Source organism: Agrobacterium sp. CFBP 3001 (assembly GCF_027871605.1).
Classification (GTDB): Bacteria; Pseudomonadota; Alphaproteobacteria; order Rhizobiales; family Rhizobiaceae; genus Agrobacterium; species Agrobacterium leguminum.
Genome location: NZ_JAQAHD010000003.1, coordinates 188,403 through 201,178 on the forward strand (window position 1 = coordinate 188,403; position 12,776 = coordinate 201,178).

At 62.1% G+C, this 12,776-nt stretch carries 11 protein-coding genes; 8 read left to right on the top strand and 3 right to left on the bottom strand.

All coding sequences use genetic code 11. The features are described from left to right. Positions 1–2: 2 nt before the first annotated feature. Genes PH605_RS06255 through PH605_RS06265 form a run of 3 tightly spaced genes read right to left on the bottom strand, consistent with a single transcriptional unit; the run spans position 3 to position 3,541 of the window. Entirely contained in the window at positions 3–1,241 is a 1,239-nt protein-coding gene (locus PH605_RS06255) for a 3-methyl-2-oxobutanoate dehydrogenase (2-methylpropanoyl-transferring) subunit alpha (protein WP_142844693.1), read from the bottom strand. A 44-nt stretch (positions 1,242–1,285) separates the two neighbouring features. Continuing rightward, positions 1,286–2,413, bottom strand: a complete 1,128-nt coding sequence (locus PH605_RS06260; protein WP_142844694.1) for an acyl-CoA dehydrogenase family protein — start codon at positions 2,411–2,413, stop codon at positions 1,286–1,288. A gap of 12 nt (positions 2,414–2,425) precedes the next feature. Continuing rightward, a complete protein-coding gene (locus PH605_RS06265; protein WP_236781177.1) occupies positions 2,426–3,541 on the bottom strand; it encodes an acetyl-CoA C-acyltransferase in 1,116 nt (371 codons plus the stop codon). A gap of 231 nt (positions 3,542–3,772) precedes the next feature. Between PH605_RS06265 and PH605_RS06270 the strand changes: the two genes are divergently transcribed. The 8 genes from PH605_RS06270 (at position 3,773) to panB (ending at position 12,658) form a co-directional block, all read left to right on the top strand. Further along, the gene (locus PH605_RS06270; RefSeq protein ID WP_035221263.1) at positions 3,773–4,246 is read left to right on the top strand and encodes an Lrp/AsnC family transcriptional regulator; all 474 of its coding nucleotides are present in this window, start codon (positions 3,773–3,775) and stop codon (positions 4,244–4,246) included. 80 nt (positions 4,247–4,326) lie between these two features. Further along, positions 4,327–5,499 carry an isovaleryl-CoA dehydrogenase gene (locus PH605_RS06275; protein WP_142844696.1) on the top strand — a complete coding sequence of 391 codons (1,173 nt, stop codon included), beginning with the start codon at positions 4,327–4,329 and terminating at the stop codon, positions 5,497–5,499. Positions 5,500–5,506: 7 nt separating this feature from the next. Beyond that, positions 5,507–7,108 (top strand): carboxyl transferase domain-containing protein, encoded by a 1,602-nt coding sequence (locus PH605_RS06280; protein WP_142844697.1) that lies wholly within the window; start codon positions 5,507–5,509, stop codon positions 7,106–7,108. A gap of 7 nt (positions 7,109–7,115) precedes the next feature. Beyond that, on the top strand, positions 7,116–9,107 hold the full coding sequence (locus PH605_RS06285; protein WP_142844698.1) for an acetyl/propionyl/methylcrotonyl-CoA carboxylase subunit alpha: 1,992 nt from the start codon (positions 7,116–7,118) through the stop codon (positions 9,105–9,107). 1 nt (position 9,108) lies between these two features. After that, the gene (locus tag PH605_RS06290; RefSeq protein ID WP_142844699.1) at positions 9,109–10,035 is read left to right on the top strand and encodes a hydroxymethylglutaryl-CoA lyase; all 927 of its coding nucleotides are present in this window, start codon (positions 9,109–9,111) and stop codon (positions 10,033–10,035) included. Continuing rightward, positions 10,025–10,795 (top strand): enoyl-CoA hydratase-related protein, encoded by a 771-nt coding sequence (locus PH605_RS06295; protein ID WP_142844700.1) that lies wholly within the window; start codon positions 10,025–10,027, stop codon positions 10,793–10,795. The genes PH605_RS06290 and PH605_RS06295 overlap by 11 nt, the downstream gene beginning before the upstream one ends. Before the next feature lie 148 nt (positions 10,796–10,943). After that, entirely contained in the window at positions 10,944–11,822 is an 879-nt protein-coding gene (panC, locus tag PH605_RS06300; protein ID WP_142844701.1) for a pantoate--beta-alanine ligase, read from the top strand. Further along, on the top strand, positions 11,819–12,658 hold the full coding sequence (gene panB, locus PH605_RS06305) for a 3-methyl-2-oxobutanoate hydroxymethyltransferase (protein WP_125145840.1): 840 nt from the start codon (positions 11,819–11,821) through the stop codon (positions 12,656–12,658). Before panC ends, panB begins: the two co-directional genes overlap by 4 nt. The last annotated feature ends 118 nt before the right edge of the window (positions 12,659–12,776 follow it).

Below are 12,776 nucleotides of genomic sequence, written 5' to 3' on the forward strand. Positions count from 1 at the left end.
TCTTACCATCCTGCCTTCTGGCGCTGGCGGGCGAGATGCGGCGGCATCTCCTCGTAAACGCCTTCGAAAATATCCTTTTTCGGCGGTTTGCCGCCCTCATGCAGCGTGCCGTGGCTTTCCGCCTCGCGCTGCGCATCAAGCACCTCATCGGCAATTTCCGCCTCCGTCTGCCGGTGCCTTTCCTCCGACCAGACGCCGCGCAGGATGAGGTGTTTTTTGAGCCTCAGAACCGGGTCGCCCAGCGGCCATGCCTCGGATTCCGTCTTGGGACGATAGGCGCTCGGATCGTCCGACGTGGAATGGGCGCCGACACGATAGGTCACATATTCGATCAGCGTCGGGCCGAGATTGCGGCGCGCCCGTTCCACCGCCCAGCGCGCCACGGCATAAACGGCGAGATAATCGTTGCCGTCGACCCGCAGTGCGGGAATGCCGAAGCCCAGCCCGCGCGCCGCAAAGGTGCCGGAGCCGCCGCGCGCGATGCCCTGAAAGGTGGAAATCGCCCATTGGTTATTGACGATGTTGAGAACGACCGGAGCCTTGTAGGTGGAGGCAAAGACCATCGCCGAGTGAAAATCCGACTCCGCCGTCGAGCCGTCGCCGATCCATGCTGCGGCGATCTTCGTATCGCCCTTGATGGCCGACGCCATCGCCCAGCCGACCGCCTGCACATATTGCGTGGCGAGATTGCCGGAGACGGTGAAAAAACCATGCTCCTTCGAGGAATAAAGCACCGGCAACTGACGACCATGCAGTGGATCCAGTTCGTTGGAATAGATCTGGTTCATCATGGCGACGAGTGGATAGTCATCGGCGATCAGCAACCCTGCCTGCCGATAGGTCGGGAAATTCATGTCGCCCTTGGAAAGCGCCTTTCGGAAGGCGCAGCTCACCGCCTCTTCACCCAGATGCTGCATGTAGAAGGAGGTCTTGCCCTGCCGCTGCGCCATCAGCATGCGCGCATCGAAAGCCCGAAGCCGCATCATGTTTTTGAGGCCCACCAGCAAGTCTTCATCCGAAAGCAGCCCTGCCCAGGGTCCGACGGCCTCGCCCTGGTGATTGAGGACGCGAATGATGGAATAGGCAAGATCGCGCATGCTTTCCGGCGCGGCGTCAACCTCCGGGCGCGGCACGGAACCGGCCTTGGGTATTTTCACATTGGAGAAATCCGGCTCCCCGCCGGGCCGCACCGCAGGTTCGGGAACATGCAGGCTGAGACGTGGCGTTTCGGTTATATCCATTCTACTCCTCCCGTCGCGATCTCCTCCAGACCGCGAAACAACTCTCAAAGGTTCCGCGCGATCACCATCCGCTGGACATCGCTGGTCCCCTCGTAAATCTGGCAGATGCGCACATCGCGATAGATCCGCTCCACCGGATAATCCGCCATGTAGCCGTAACCGCCGTGAATCTGGATGGCGTCCGAGCAGACGCGCTCGGCCATTTCGGAGGCGAAGAGCTTGGCCATCGAGGCCTCCGAAAGACAGGGCTCTCCCGCCTCCTTCAGCGCCGCCGCATGCAACACCAGTTGCCGCGCCGCCTCAATGCGCGTCGCCATATCCGCAAGGCGAAACGCCACCGCCTGGTGCTCCACGATTGCCTGCCCGAAGGCCTTGCGCTCGCGCGCATAATCCCGCGCCGCCTCGAAGGCGGCCTGCGCCATGCCGACCGCCTGCGCGGCGATGCCGATGCGCCCACCTTCCAGATTGGCAAGCGCGATGCGATACCCCTGCCCCTCTTCGCCCAGCCGCAATTCGACTGGGACCGCCATCTCGGTAAAGGCGATCTGGCAGGTATCGGATGAATGCAGGCCGAGCTTTTCTTCGACCCTTATGACCTCGTAACCCGGCGTATCGGTCGGCACGATGAAGGCGCTGATGCCCTTCTTACCCGCCGCCGCATCGGTAACGGCAAAGACGATGACGACATCGCCATTTTTGCCCGAGGTGATGAACTGCTTCGCCCCGTCGAGAATATATCGGTCGCCATCGCGCCGGGCGCGGGTCTTGAGGTTGGAGGCATCGGAACCGGCCTGCGGTTCGGTCAGCGCAAAACCACCGATCCATTCGCCGGAAGCCAGCTTAGGCAGGAAACGCTGCTTCTGGTCTTCGGTGCCGAATTTCAGGATCGGCACGCAACCCACCGAATTGTGAACGCTCATGATGGTGGAACAAGCCCCGTCACCGGCAGCGATTTCCTCCAGCGCCAGAGCATAAGCGACGGCACCGGTTTCCGAGCCGCCATAGTCCTCGGAGACCAGCATTCCGAGGAAGCCGAGGTCTCCCATCTCCTTCAGTTCGTCTTTCGGGAACCGGCTTTCCCGGTCACGCGAAGCAGCCCCAGGGGCGAGCCGCTCGCGGGCGAAATCGCGGGCCATGCCCCTGATCTGCTGCTGGGCTTCGTTCAGGATCATCGCCGCCTCCCCTTAATATCGCTCTATGCCGAGCGCGGTTGCTTCGCCGCCGCCGATGCAGACGGCGGCCACGCCGCGCTTCAGCCCTTGGCGCTGCAAAGCGGCCAGCAATGTGACGACGATCCTCGCGCCGGAAGCGCCGATGGGATGGCCGAGCGCACACGCCCCGCCGTGCACATTCACCTTCTCATGCGGCAGATCGAGATCGCGCATTGCCGCCATCGCCACCACGGCAAAGGCCTCGTTGATTTCGAACAGATCGATATCCTTCGCCGCCCAGCCGGTTTTATCGAACAGCTTTTTCATCGCGCCGATGGGAGCCGTTGGATATCCGGCGGGTGCATCCGCATAAGAGGTTTGGCCGATAATGGTCGCCAGCGGTGACAGGCCCCGCCTTTCCGCTTCGGAGCGACGCATGAGAACGAGAGCGGCAGCGCCATCGGAAATCGAACTGGAATTGGCCGCCGTCACCGTTCCGCCATCGCGGAAGGCGGGCTTCAGTTGCGGGATTTTTTCCGGCTTCGCCTTGCCCGGCTGCTCGTCCACCGAGATCTCCCCGACGGGTGCTATTTCCGCTTCGAAAGCCCCCTCAGCAATGGCACGCCGGGCGCGCTCCAGCGAGGTCAGCGCATAGTCATCCTGCATGGCACGGGTGAACTGGTAGGCTTCAGCACAATCTTCCGCGAAAGTGCCCATCAGCCGACCCTTGTCATAGGCGTCTTCGAGGCCATCCAGAAACATATGATCGGTGAGTTTGCCGTGGCCGAGACGATAGCCGTTGCGGGCGCGGTCCAAGAGATAGGGCGCATTGCTCATGCTTTCCATGCCGCCCGCAAGCACGATTGAAGAGCTTCCCGCCGAAATCTGGTCATGCGCCAGCATGATCGCCTTCATGCCAGAGCCGCACATCTTGTTGATGGTCGTCGCGCCAATCGTATTGGGGATTCCGGCGGCAATGGCCGCCTGTCTGGCCGGAGCCTGCCCCTGCCCGGCCGTAAGCACGCAGCCCATCAGCACATCGTCAATATCAGTGGGTGGAACCGCAGCCCGTTCGACGGCCGCGCGGATCGCCGCCGCACCGAGATCGGGCGCGGCCACCGATTTGAATTCGCCCTGGAACCCACCCATAGCAGTACGGGCGGCCCCAACGATCACGACAGGGTCATGCACAGCCAAATTCACCTCCCTTGGCCATTCTCCCGCTTGAGAGAACGACCGTCATCACAATCTCCTCCAGACCGCGACTGAGGTGAACGCTATCACTATCTCGAATTCATTTCAAAGCTATTTTGATTGACAGTTTTTTGATTGGCGATATCTTTGATCCAACAATTAGTCATATCATAGAGCAAATGATCCATGATTGAGCTCGACAGTTTCGACCGCAAGATTCTGCATGTGCTCGGCGATGACGGGCGGGTGAGCTGGCGCGATCTGGCGGCGCGGATAGGTCTTTCCTTCACGCCGACGCTGCGGCGCGTGCGCAAGCTGGAAGAGGAAGGCATCATTCGTGGCTATACCGCCGTGTTCGATGAGAACCGGCTGCTTGGCAATATGGGTGTCTTCATCTCCGTCACGCTGGAACGGCAGATCAAGGAAGCGCTGACGACCTTCGAACACCATGTCGCCTCCATTCCGGAAGTGGTGGGCGGTTATCAGACCAGCGGCAGTTCGGATTATCTGATCCACGCCATGGTGCGGGATCTGCCGCATTATCAGGAGCTTCTGGATTTCCTGACCACGGTTCCCGGCGTGTCGCGCATCCAGTCCAATTTCGCCATCAAGACATTCGTGCGCCGTTCCGCCGCCTTCACCGGGGGTGACGCGCCGTAATCGAGGGTTGCCGGCGCGGAGGAGGCGCCGGCCGCTGATAAAAGGGACGGCGGCAAGGGTCGTCCGGAGGAGGAGACGCGATGAGTTTGAACCTCGCCGCCATTTTCGATGCCGATCTCGGCCCGGAAATCGCAGCATTGCGCGACAGCGCAAGTGCATTCGCAGACGATAAAATTGCCCCTTTGGCGGCGGAGATCGACCGCGACGACCGTTTTCCACGCAAGCTCTGGCCGGAAATGGGTGAGCTCGGTCTGCACGGCATCACGGTTTCGGAAGAATTCGGCGGTGCCGACATGGACTATCTCGCCCATTGCGTCGCGATGGAAGAGATAAGCCGGGCTTCCGCTTCCATCGGTCTTTCCTATGGCGCCCATTCCAACCTCTGCATCAACCAGATCCACCGCTGGGGAACGCAAGAGCAGAAGCACAGATATCTGCCGAAGCTCGTCTCCGGCGAACATGTCGGCTCGCTCGCCATGAGCGAGACGGAAGCCGGTTCGGATGTCGTGTCGATGCGGCTGAAGGCCGAACGTAAGGGTGACCGCTATGTGCTGAACGGCTCGAAAATGTGGATCACCAACGGCCACGAGGCCGATACGCTGGTGGTTTACGCCAAGACGGATATGTCGGCCGGCCCTCGCGGTATCACGGCCTTCCTGATCGAAAAGAGCTTCAAGGGGTTTCGCCCAGCCCAGAAACTCGACAAGCTCGGCATGCGCGGCTCACCCACTTCGGAACTGGTGTTCGAAGATTGCGAGGTGCCGGAAGAGAACATCCTCGGCCGCCTCAATGACGGCGTGACGGTGCTGATGAGCGGGCTGGATTATGAGCGCGCCGTGCTGGCCGCCGGCCCGGTCGGCATCATGCAGGCGGCCATCGACCTGGTGCTGCCCTATGCGCGTGAGCGTAAGCAGTTCGGCAAACCCATCGGCGAATTCCAGCTGGTGCAGGGCAAGCTTGCCGATATCTATTCGGCCATGAATGCGTCGCGCGCCTATGTCTATGCCGTGGCGCGGGCCTGCGACAATGGCCGCATCACACGGCAGGATGCGGCGGGCGCGATCCTCTTTGCCGCCGAGCGGGCGACGCAGGTGGCGCTGGATGCCATCCAGCTTCTCGGCGGTTCCGGTTATGTCAATGAAAGCCCTGCCGGAAGGCTGCTGCGCGACGCCAAGCTTTATGAGATCGGCGCAGGCACCAGCGAAATTCGCCGGATGCTGATCGGCCGCGAACTGGTCAAGGGCAACGGGTGAGGACACGATGAAGCTTACTTCAAGTCTGAACCGCGACCCGACCTTCGCTGCCAATGTCGATTTCATGTCGGGGCTGGTGGATGACCTGCGCCAACACGTCGAAAAAATCTCGAAAGGCGGCGGCGACAAGGCCCGTGAACGGCATCTTTCCCGCGGCAAATTGCTGGCGCGCGACCGGATCGAAGCCCTTCTCGATCCCGGCAGCCCGTTTCTCGAATTCTCGCAATTCGCGGCATACGAGGTCTATGACGAACCCGTTCCCGCCGCGGGCATCGTCACCGGCATCGGCCGGGTCTCCGGCCGCGAATGTGTGATCGTCGCCAATGATGCGACGGTAAAGGGCGGCACCTATTATCCGCTGACGGTGAAGAAACATCTGCGCGCGCAGGAGATCGCCACGGAGAACCGCCTGCCCTGCATCTATCTGGTGGATTCCGGCGGTGCGAACCTGCCCAATCAGGACGAGGTGTTTCCCGACCGGGATCATTTCGGCCGCATCTTCTACAATCAGGCCAACATGTCGGCGCAAGGTATCGCCCAGATCGCCGTGGTGATGGGCAGTTGCACGGCAGGCGGGGCCTATGTGCCTGCCATGAGCGACCAGTCCGTCATCGTCAAAAATCAGGGCACGATCTTCCTCGGCGGCCCGCCGCTGGTGAAGGCCGCGACCGGCGAGGTGGTGAGCGCGGAAGAGCTGGGCGGCGCAGATGTGCATTCGCGACAATCCGGCGTCACCGATCATTATGCCCATGACGACCGCCACGCACTGGCGCTGACCCGGCGGATCGTCTCCACCCTCAACCGCCGCAAGCAGGTGGAGCTGGATATTCGCGAGCCGGCGGAGCCGCTTTATCCGGCTGAAGAACTTTATGGCATCGTTCCCGCCGATACGCGAAAACCCTTCGAGGTGCGCGAGATCATCGCGCGTCTGGTGGACGGTTCCGAATTCGATGAGTTCAAGGCGCTTTACGGAACGACGCTGGTCTGCGGTTTCGCCCATCTCCACGGTTATCCCGTCGGCATCATCGCCAATAACGGCATCCTGTTTTCGGAATCGGCGCTGAAGGGCGCGCATTTCATCGAACTCTGCTGCCAGCGCGGCATCCCGCTGGTTTTCCTGCAAAACATCACCGGCTTCATGGTCGGCAAGGCCTATGAGGCGGGCGGCATCGCCAAGGATGGCGCAAAGCTCGTGACTGCGGTCGCTTCAGCCAAAGTGCCGAAATTCACCGTCATCATCGGCGGCTCGTTCGGGGCCGGTAATTACGGCATGTGCGGGCGGGCCTATTCACCGCGCTTTTTGTGGATGTGGCCGAATGCCCGCATTTCCGTGATGGGCGGCGAACAGGCAGCCTCCGTTCTGGCGCAAATCCGCCGCGACGGCATCGAGGCCGATGGCCGCCACTGGTCGAAGGAAGGCGAAGAGGCGTTCAAACAGCCGATCCGGGAAAAATACGAGCGGGAGGGCCATCCCTATTATGCCAGCGCGCGACTTTGGGACGATGGCATCATCGACCCGAAGGATACCCGTCTGGTACTCGGCCTCGGGCTTTCCGCCGCGCTCAACGCGCCGATTGAGCCCACCCGTTTCGGCATATTCAGGATGTGAGGCGACCATGTTCTCGAAAATACTGATCGCCAACAGGGGCGAAATCGCCTGCCGCATCATCCGCACCGCCGCCAAGATGGGTATCCGCACCGTCGCCGTTTATTCGGATGCCGACCGTGACGCCATGCATGTGGCGCTTGCCGACGAGGCCATCGCCATTGGCGCAGCACCCGCGCGGGCCTCCTATCTCGACGGCGAACAAATCATCGCCGCCGCAAAAGCCTGCGGCGCGCAAGCCATTCATCCGGGTTATGGTTTCCTTTCGGAAAACGCCGGTTTCGCCGAGGCCTGTGCCGCCGCAGGGCTCGTTTTCATCGGCCCGCCGCCGCAAGCAATCCACGCCATGGGCGGGAAGAGCGAGGCGAAGGCGTTGATGGCGAAGGCTGGCGTTCCCGTCGTGCCGGGTTATCACGGCGATGAACAGGCGGAGAAACGGCTGGCAAGCGAGGCCGACAAGATCGGTTATCCGGTGCTGCTCAAGGCCTCGGCCGGCGGCGGCGGCAAGGGTATGCGTATCGTCCGGCAAAAGCGCGACTTCGCAGCGGAGCTTGCGGGCGCAAAACGCGAAGCGCTGGCCGCCTTCGGCAATGACCGCATGCTGATCGAAAAATACCTCGAGCGGCCGCGTCATGTGGAAGTGCAGGTTTTTGCCGATGGCCACGGCAATTGCGTTCCGCTTTTCGAGCGCGATTGCTCGATTCAGCGCCGGCACCAGAAGGTCATAGAGGAAGCCCCTGCCCCCGGCCTGCCCGACGCACTTCGGCAGCGCATGTATGAAGCGGCGGTCGCCGCCGCCCGCGCCATCGATTATCGCGGCGCGGGAACGGTGGAATTCCTGCTCGACCCTTCCGGCGACTTCTATTTCATGGAAATGAATACGAGGCTCCAGGTCGAACATCCGGTCACGGAATATATTACCGGTCTCGACCTGGTCGAATGGCAGATCCGCGTCGCCAACGGAGAGGCCCTGCCGGAAGACTGGGCGAATCTGAGCATAAACGGCCATGCCATCGAGGCACGGATTTATGCCGAAGACCCGGCGCATGATTTCCTGCCGTCGATCGGCACGGTCAGCCATCTGGTTTTTCCCGATCAGGGCCCTCACGTCCGGATCGACAGCGGCATCCGCGCTGGCGACGCCATCACCGTGCATTACGATCCGATGATCGCCAAGCTGATCGTCTGGGACCGAGATCGTCCCTCGGCGGTGCGGCGTCTGCGGTTGGCGCTCGAAAATCTGGCGATCTGCGGTGTCACCAGCAATGCCGCCTTTCTGACGCGGCTTGCGGGACTGGCGGCCTTCGCGAACGCCGATCTCGATACCGGTTTCATCGCCCGTAACGAAGCGGCGCTGTTTGCTCCGACAGCAACGGACGGGGACGAGATAGCCATGGCCGCGCTTGGCCTGCTGCTTGCGCGGCAGAAAAACGGAAAGCGGGGTTCACAGGCCGATCCCCATAGCCCATGGAACACGACGGCCGCCTTCCGCCTCAACGCGCCGGCAAGGGAAACGCTGTATTTCGTGTTTGACAACCAGCCGCTGAGTGTCGGCGTCACGCATGCGGCGGATGGTTTTTCGCTGGAGATCGACGGACGGGCAATCAGCGCCTATGGCGGCCTCTCGGATGACGGTAAATTCCGTGCGACGGTGGAAGGCAGGAAAAGGCGGGGCCATTTCTTTGCAGAGGATGGCCGTTACGCGCTTTTTCTGGATGGCGAGCATTATCGCATCAGCCAGCCGGATCCTGTCGATATCGCGGATTCCACTCCCCATACCGGCGGTCTGGAAGCACCCATGCCCGGCGTCGTCCGCGCCTTGCTCAGCAGCAACGGTGCCGCGGTTGAAGCGGGCGAGGCCCTTGTAGTGATGGAGGCGATGAAAATGGAGCACACGATCCGCGCGCCGGCGAAAGGCACCGTCACGGCCATCAATTGCAACGAGGGCGATATGGTCGCCGCCGGTGCGGTGCTGGTGGATTTCCAGCCGGAGGGCGGCTGAGATGAGCTGGCCTCAAACCGTCAAAATCGTCGAAGTGGGCGCGCGTGACGGCTTACAGAACGAAAGCGCCGAGGTTCCAGCCGCCATCAAGATCGAGCTGATCGAACGGCTGGCCGCAGCCGGATTGGCGGCGGTGGAAGCGGGTGCTTTCGTCTCACCCAAAAAAGTGCCGCAAATGGCGGGTTCGAAGGAGGTTTTTCAGGGCCTCGAAAGGCGACCCGGCACCGCCTATCCGGCACTCGTTCCCAATATGAAAGGTTTCGAGGCCGCCCTTGATGCCGGCGTGACGGAAATCGCCGTTTTCGTCTCCGCATCCGAAGGGTTCAGCCAGCACAATATCGGCTGCTCGCGCGCCGAAAGCCTCGAGCGCCTGCGCGATGTCGCATCAGCCGCGGCTGGCCGGAATATCCTCATGCGCGGTTATGTTTCCTGCATAGCCGGCTGCCCCTATGACGGTACAGTTGCACAAGATGAGGTGGCGGCGATGGCCGAAGCGCTCATCGCGCTCGGCTGTTACGAAATTTCGCTCGGCGATACGATCGGCGTCGGCACGGCGGACCAGATTCGCAATCTCATCAAACGGGTGTCTGCCCGCATCCCGCGTGAAAAACTCGCCATGCATTTCCACGATACCTATGGGCAGGGCGTCGCCAATGTTCTGGCCTCGCTGGATGAAGGTATCTCTGTCTTCGACAGTTCGGTGGCCGGGTTGGGCGGCTGCCCCTTTGCGCCGGGCGCCAGCGGCAACGTCGCCACTGAAGATGTCGTTTATCTGCTGCAGGGGCTTGGCATTAAAACCGATGTCGACCTGATGGCGGTGGCGAGAACCGGAGACTGGATCAGCCGGCATCTCGGCAGACCGAATGCGGCGCGCGCCGGCAAGGCGCTGCTTGCAGCAAGAAAGGAGGGTGACGCGCATGGCGGATGAGTTGCTGAGCGAAAGGCGCAAGGACGTTCTCTGGCTGACGCTCAACCGGCCGGAGGTGCACAATGCCTTAAATGCCGCGATGACGGACGCCCTGACGACGGCCATCCGCACGGCATCCGGTGATGGCGGCCTGCGCGCCGTGGTGATAACGGCTGCGGGAGACCGCAGCTTCTGCTCCGGGGCCGATCTGAAAGAAAGCGCCGGCGGCATGTTCCTCTCGCGGGATGGAACCAACCCTATTGCCGATGTGATGCGTGCCATCGGGGGCTGCGACAGGCCCGTCATCGCCCGCATCAACGGCCGGGTTCTGGCCGGCGGGCTTGGCCTCATCGCCGCCTGCGATCTCGCCTATGCCGCCGACCATGCCGAATTCGGCCTGCCGGAAGTCCGCGTCGGGCTTTTCCCGGCCATGGTGGCGGCGAAGCTTCTGGCGAAGATACCTCTGAGCCAGCTTCAGGAAATGGCCTATCTTGGAGCCGCGATAAACGCCGCTGATGCGGAGCGCCTTGGCCTCGTCAATCGGGTCGTCCCGTCGGCCGAACTCGATGGCGTGGTCGAGGATGTTCTCGCCCGGTTGCGGCAGAATGCGCCAGGCGCCATCGCGGCCGGAAAGGCGGCGTTGCTGAAGATGCGCGATATGCCCTCCAGCGAGCGGCTCGCCTTTGCCGAAAACGTCATCGCCACGATCAGCGGCAGCAACGAGGCGCGGGAGGGGCGATTGGCCTTTGCCGAAAAAAGGAAACCGCTCTGGGTGGAGTGATCGCCGCCATCTGGCCGAGCACCGGTTTTCTTAAAAGTCGTCATAGGGTTAATCGATAATCCCGATGCGTCCGTTGACCCCGTTCGGCAAATCGAGTTCTATCCAGCACCTTTCGCCGGGCGGCGATTGGGGAAGCCGGAGGAGACCCATGCAGCTTGTAAAAACCGTCGCCGAGTTGCGGGATGCCACCGCCGCCTTTCGCCGTGCGGGCAAAACCATCGGCTTCGTGCCGACCATGGGCTTTCTCCATATCGGCCATCTGACGCTCGTTGCCCAATCCAAGGCGGAAAACGACGTGACGGTGGTTTCGATCTTCGTCAACCCGCTGCAATTCGGTGCGAATGAGGATCTGGCCCGTTACCCCCGCGATCTCGCCCGGGACAGCGCATTGCTGGAAGAGGCGGGCATCGACATTCTTTTCGCACCAGACGTCTCCGAGATGTATCCGCGCCCGATGCAGACGGTCGTGGATGTGCCCGAACTGGGAAGCCAGCTGGAAGGCGCGGTGCGGCCGGGGCATTTCGCCGGTGTTGCGACCGTCGTGACCAAGCTTTTTAACCTCGTCCAGCCGGACGCCGCCTATTTCGGCGAGAAGGATTATCAGCAGGTAACGCTGATCCGCCGCATGGTCGAGGACCTTGCCCAGCCGGTGCGGGTCGTGCCAGTCGCTACGGTGCGCGAAGCCGATGGGCTGGCCTGTTCGTCACGCAATGTCTATCTAAACCCCGCGGAACGCGCCGCCGCCGTGATCGTGCCGCGCGCACTCGATGAGGCGGAACGGCTTTATGGTGAAGGCTTCGACGACCCCGCCGCATTCGAAGCCGCGATAGAAAAATTCATCGCCACCGAGCCGCTGGCCTTGCCGGAAGTCGTCGCAGTGCGCGATCCCGATACGCTTGCCCCCGTCGCTTCATTGCAGGCGGGGCCGGTGCTGGTGGCGCTGTTCGTCAGGCTCGGCAGCACGAGGCTCCTCGACAACCGCGTCATCGGGCGCGACAGGATCAATCAACGGGAGGCGGCCGAATGAGCGCCCATGGAAAACACAAGCGGCTGACGACGGCCTCCATCCGGCAGATGAAGGGCGAGGCGCGCATCGTCTGCCTGACCGCCTACACCACGCCGATTGCCCGCCTTCTCGATCCGCATTGCGATCTGCTCCTGGTCGGCGATTCCCTCGGCATGGTGCTTTACGGCATGGACACGACGGTCGGCGTCACGCTGGATATGATGATCGCCCATGGCCGCGCCGTCATGCGCGGCGTCGAACATGCCTGCGTCATCGTCGATCTTCCCTTCGGTACCTATCAGGAATCCAAGGAACAGGCGTTCCGCAATGCCGTGCGGCTGATGCAGGAAACCGGCTGCGACGGCGTGAAGCTGGAAGGCGGCGAGGAAATGGCGGAGACCATCGCCTTTCTGGTGGCGCGCGGCATTCCGGTATTCGGCCATGTCGGGCTTATGCCGCAGCTGGTGCACACCGCCGGCGGCTTCCGCTCGCTCGGGCATTCGGATGCGGAAACGCAAAAAATCTGGCGCGATGCGATTGCGGTCGATCAGGCCGGCGCCTTCGCCATCGTCGTGGAAGGCACCGTCGAACCGCTTGCCCGCGAATTGACCGAAAAACTCGCAGCTCCCACGGTTGGCATCGGCGCATCGCCGGCCTGCGACGGGCAGGTGCTCGTTTCCGACGACATGCTTGGCCTTTTCACCGATTTCAAACCGAAATTCGTCAAGCGTTTCGCCGATCTGGGCCCGGCGGTTTCGGAAGCAGCGGCCGCTTATGCCGATGAGGTTCGCTCGGGGGCGTTTCCCGGGCCGGAGCATACGTTTCAGGTGCGACGGCAATCGCCTTCGGGGAAGTGAGACTATTTCCGTCATGCCGGGCTCGATCCGGCATCCAGCCACGGCGCGTCTGCGCCGTGAAAGACTCTTGCGCGATCAACTTGATCGCACACTAGACCCCGGATCAAGTCCGGGGTGA

Bases quoted from the DNA above. Each gene is read 5' to 3' on its own strand.
- PH605_RS06255 (WP_142844693.1), bottom strand. From the start codon at position 1,241: ATGGATATAACCGAAACGCCACGTCTCAGCCTGCATGTTCCCGAACCT.
- PH605_RS06260 (WP_142844694.1), bottom strand. From the start codon at position 2,413: ATGATCCTGAACGAAGCCCAGCAGCAGATCAGGGGCATGGCCCGCGAT.
- PH605_RS06265 (WP_236781177.1), bottom strand. From the start codon at position 3,541: ATGGGTGGGTTCCAGGGCGAATTCAAATCGGTGGCCGCGCCCGATCTC.
- PH605_RS06270 (WP_035221263.1), top strand. From the start codon at position 3,773: ATGATTGAGCTCGACAGTTTCGACCGCAAGATTCTGCATGTGCTCGGC.
- PH605_RS06275 (WP_142844696.1), top strand. From the start codon at position 4,327: ATGAGTTTGAACCTCGCCGCCATTTTCGATGCCGATCTCGGCCCGGAA.
- PH605_RS06280 (WP_142844697.1), top strand. From the start codon at position 5,507: ATGAAGCTTACTTCAAGTCTGAACCGCGACCCGACCTTCGCTGCCAAT.
- PH605_RS06285 (WP_142844698.1), top strand. From the start codon at position 7,116: ATGTTCTCGAAAATACTGATCGCCAACAGGGGCGAAATCGCCTGCCGC.
- PH605_RS06290 (WP_142844699.1), top strand. From the start codon at position 9,109: ATGAGCTGGCCTCAAACCGTCAAAATCGTCGAAGTGGGCGCGCGTGAC.
- PH605_RS06295 (WP_142844700.1), top strand. From the start codon at position 10,025: ATGGCGGATGAGTTGCTGAGCGAAAGGCGCAAGGACGTTCTCTGGCTG.
- panC (WP_142844701.1), top strand. From the start codon at position 10,944: ATGCAGCTTGTAAAAACCGTCGCCGAGTTGCGGGATGCCACCGCCGCC.
- panB (WP_125145840.1), top strand. From the start codon at position 11,819: ATGAGCGCCCATGGAAAACACAAGCGGCTGACGACGGCCTCCATCCGG.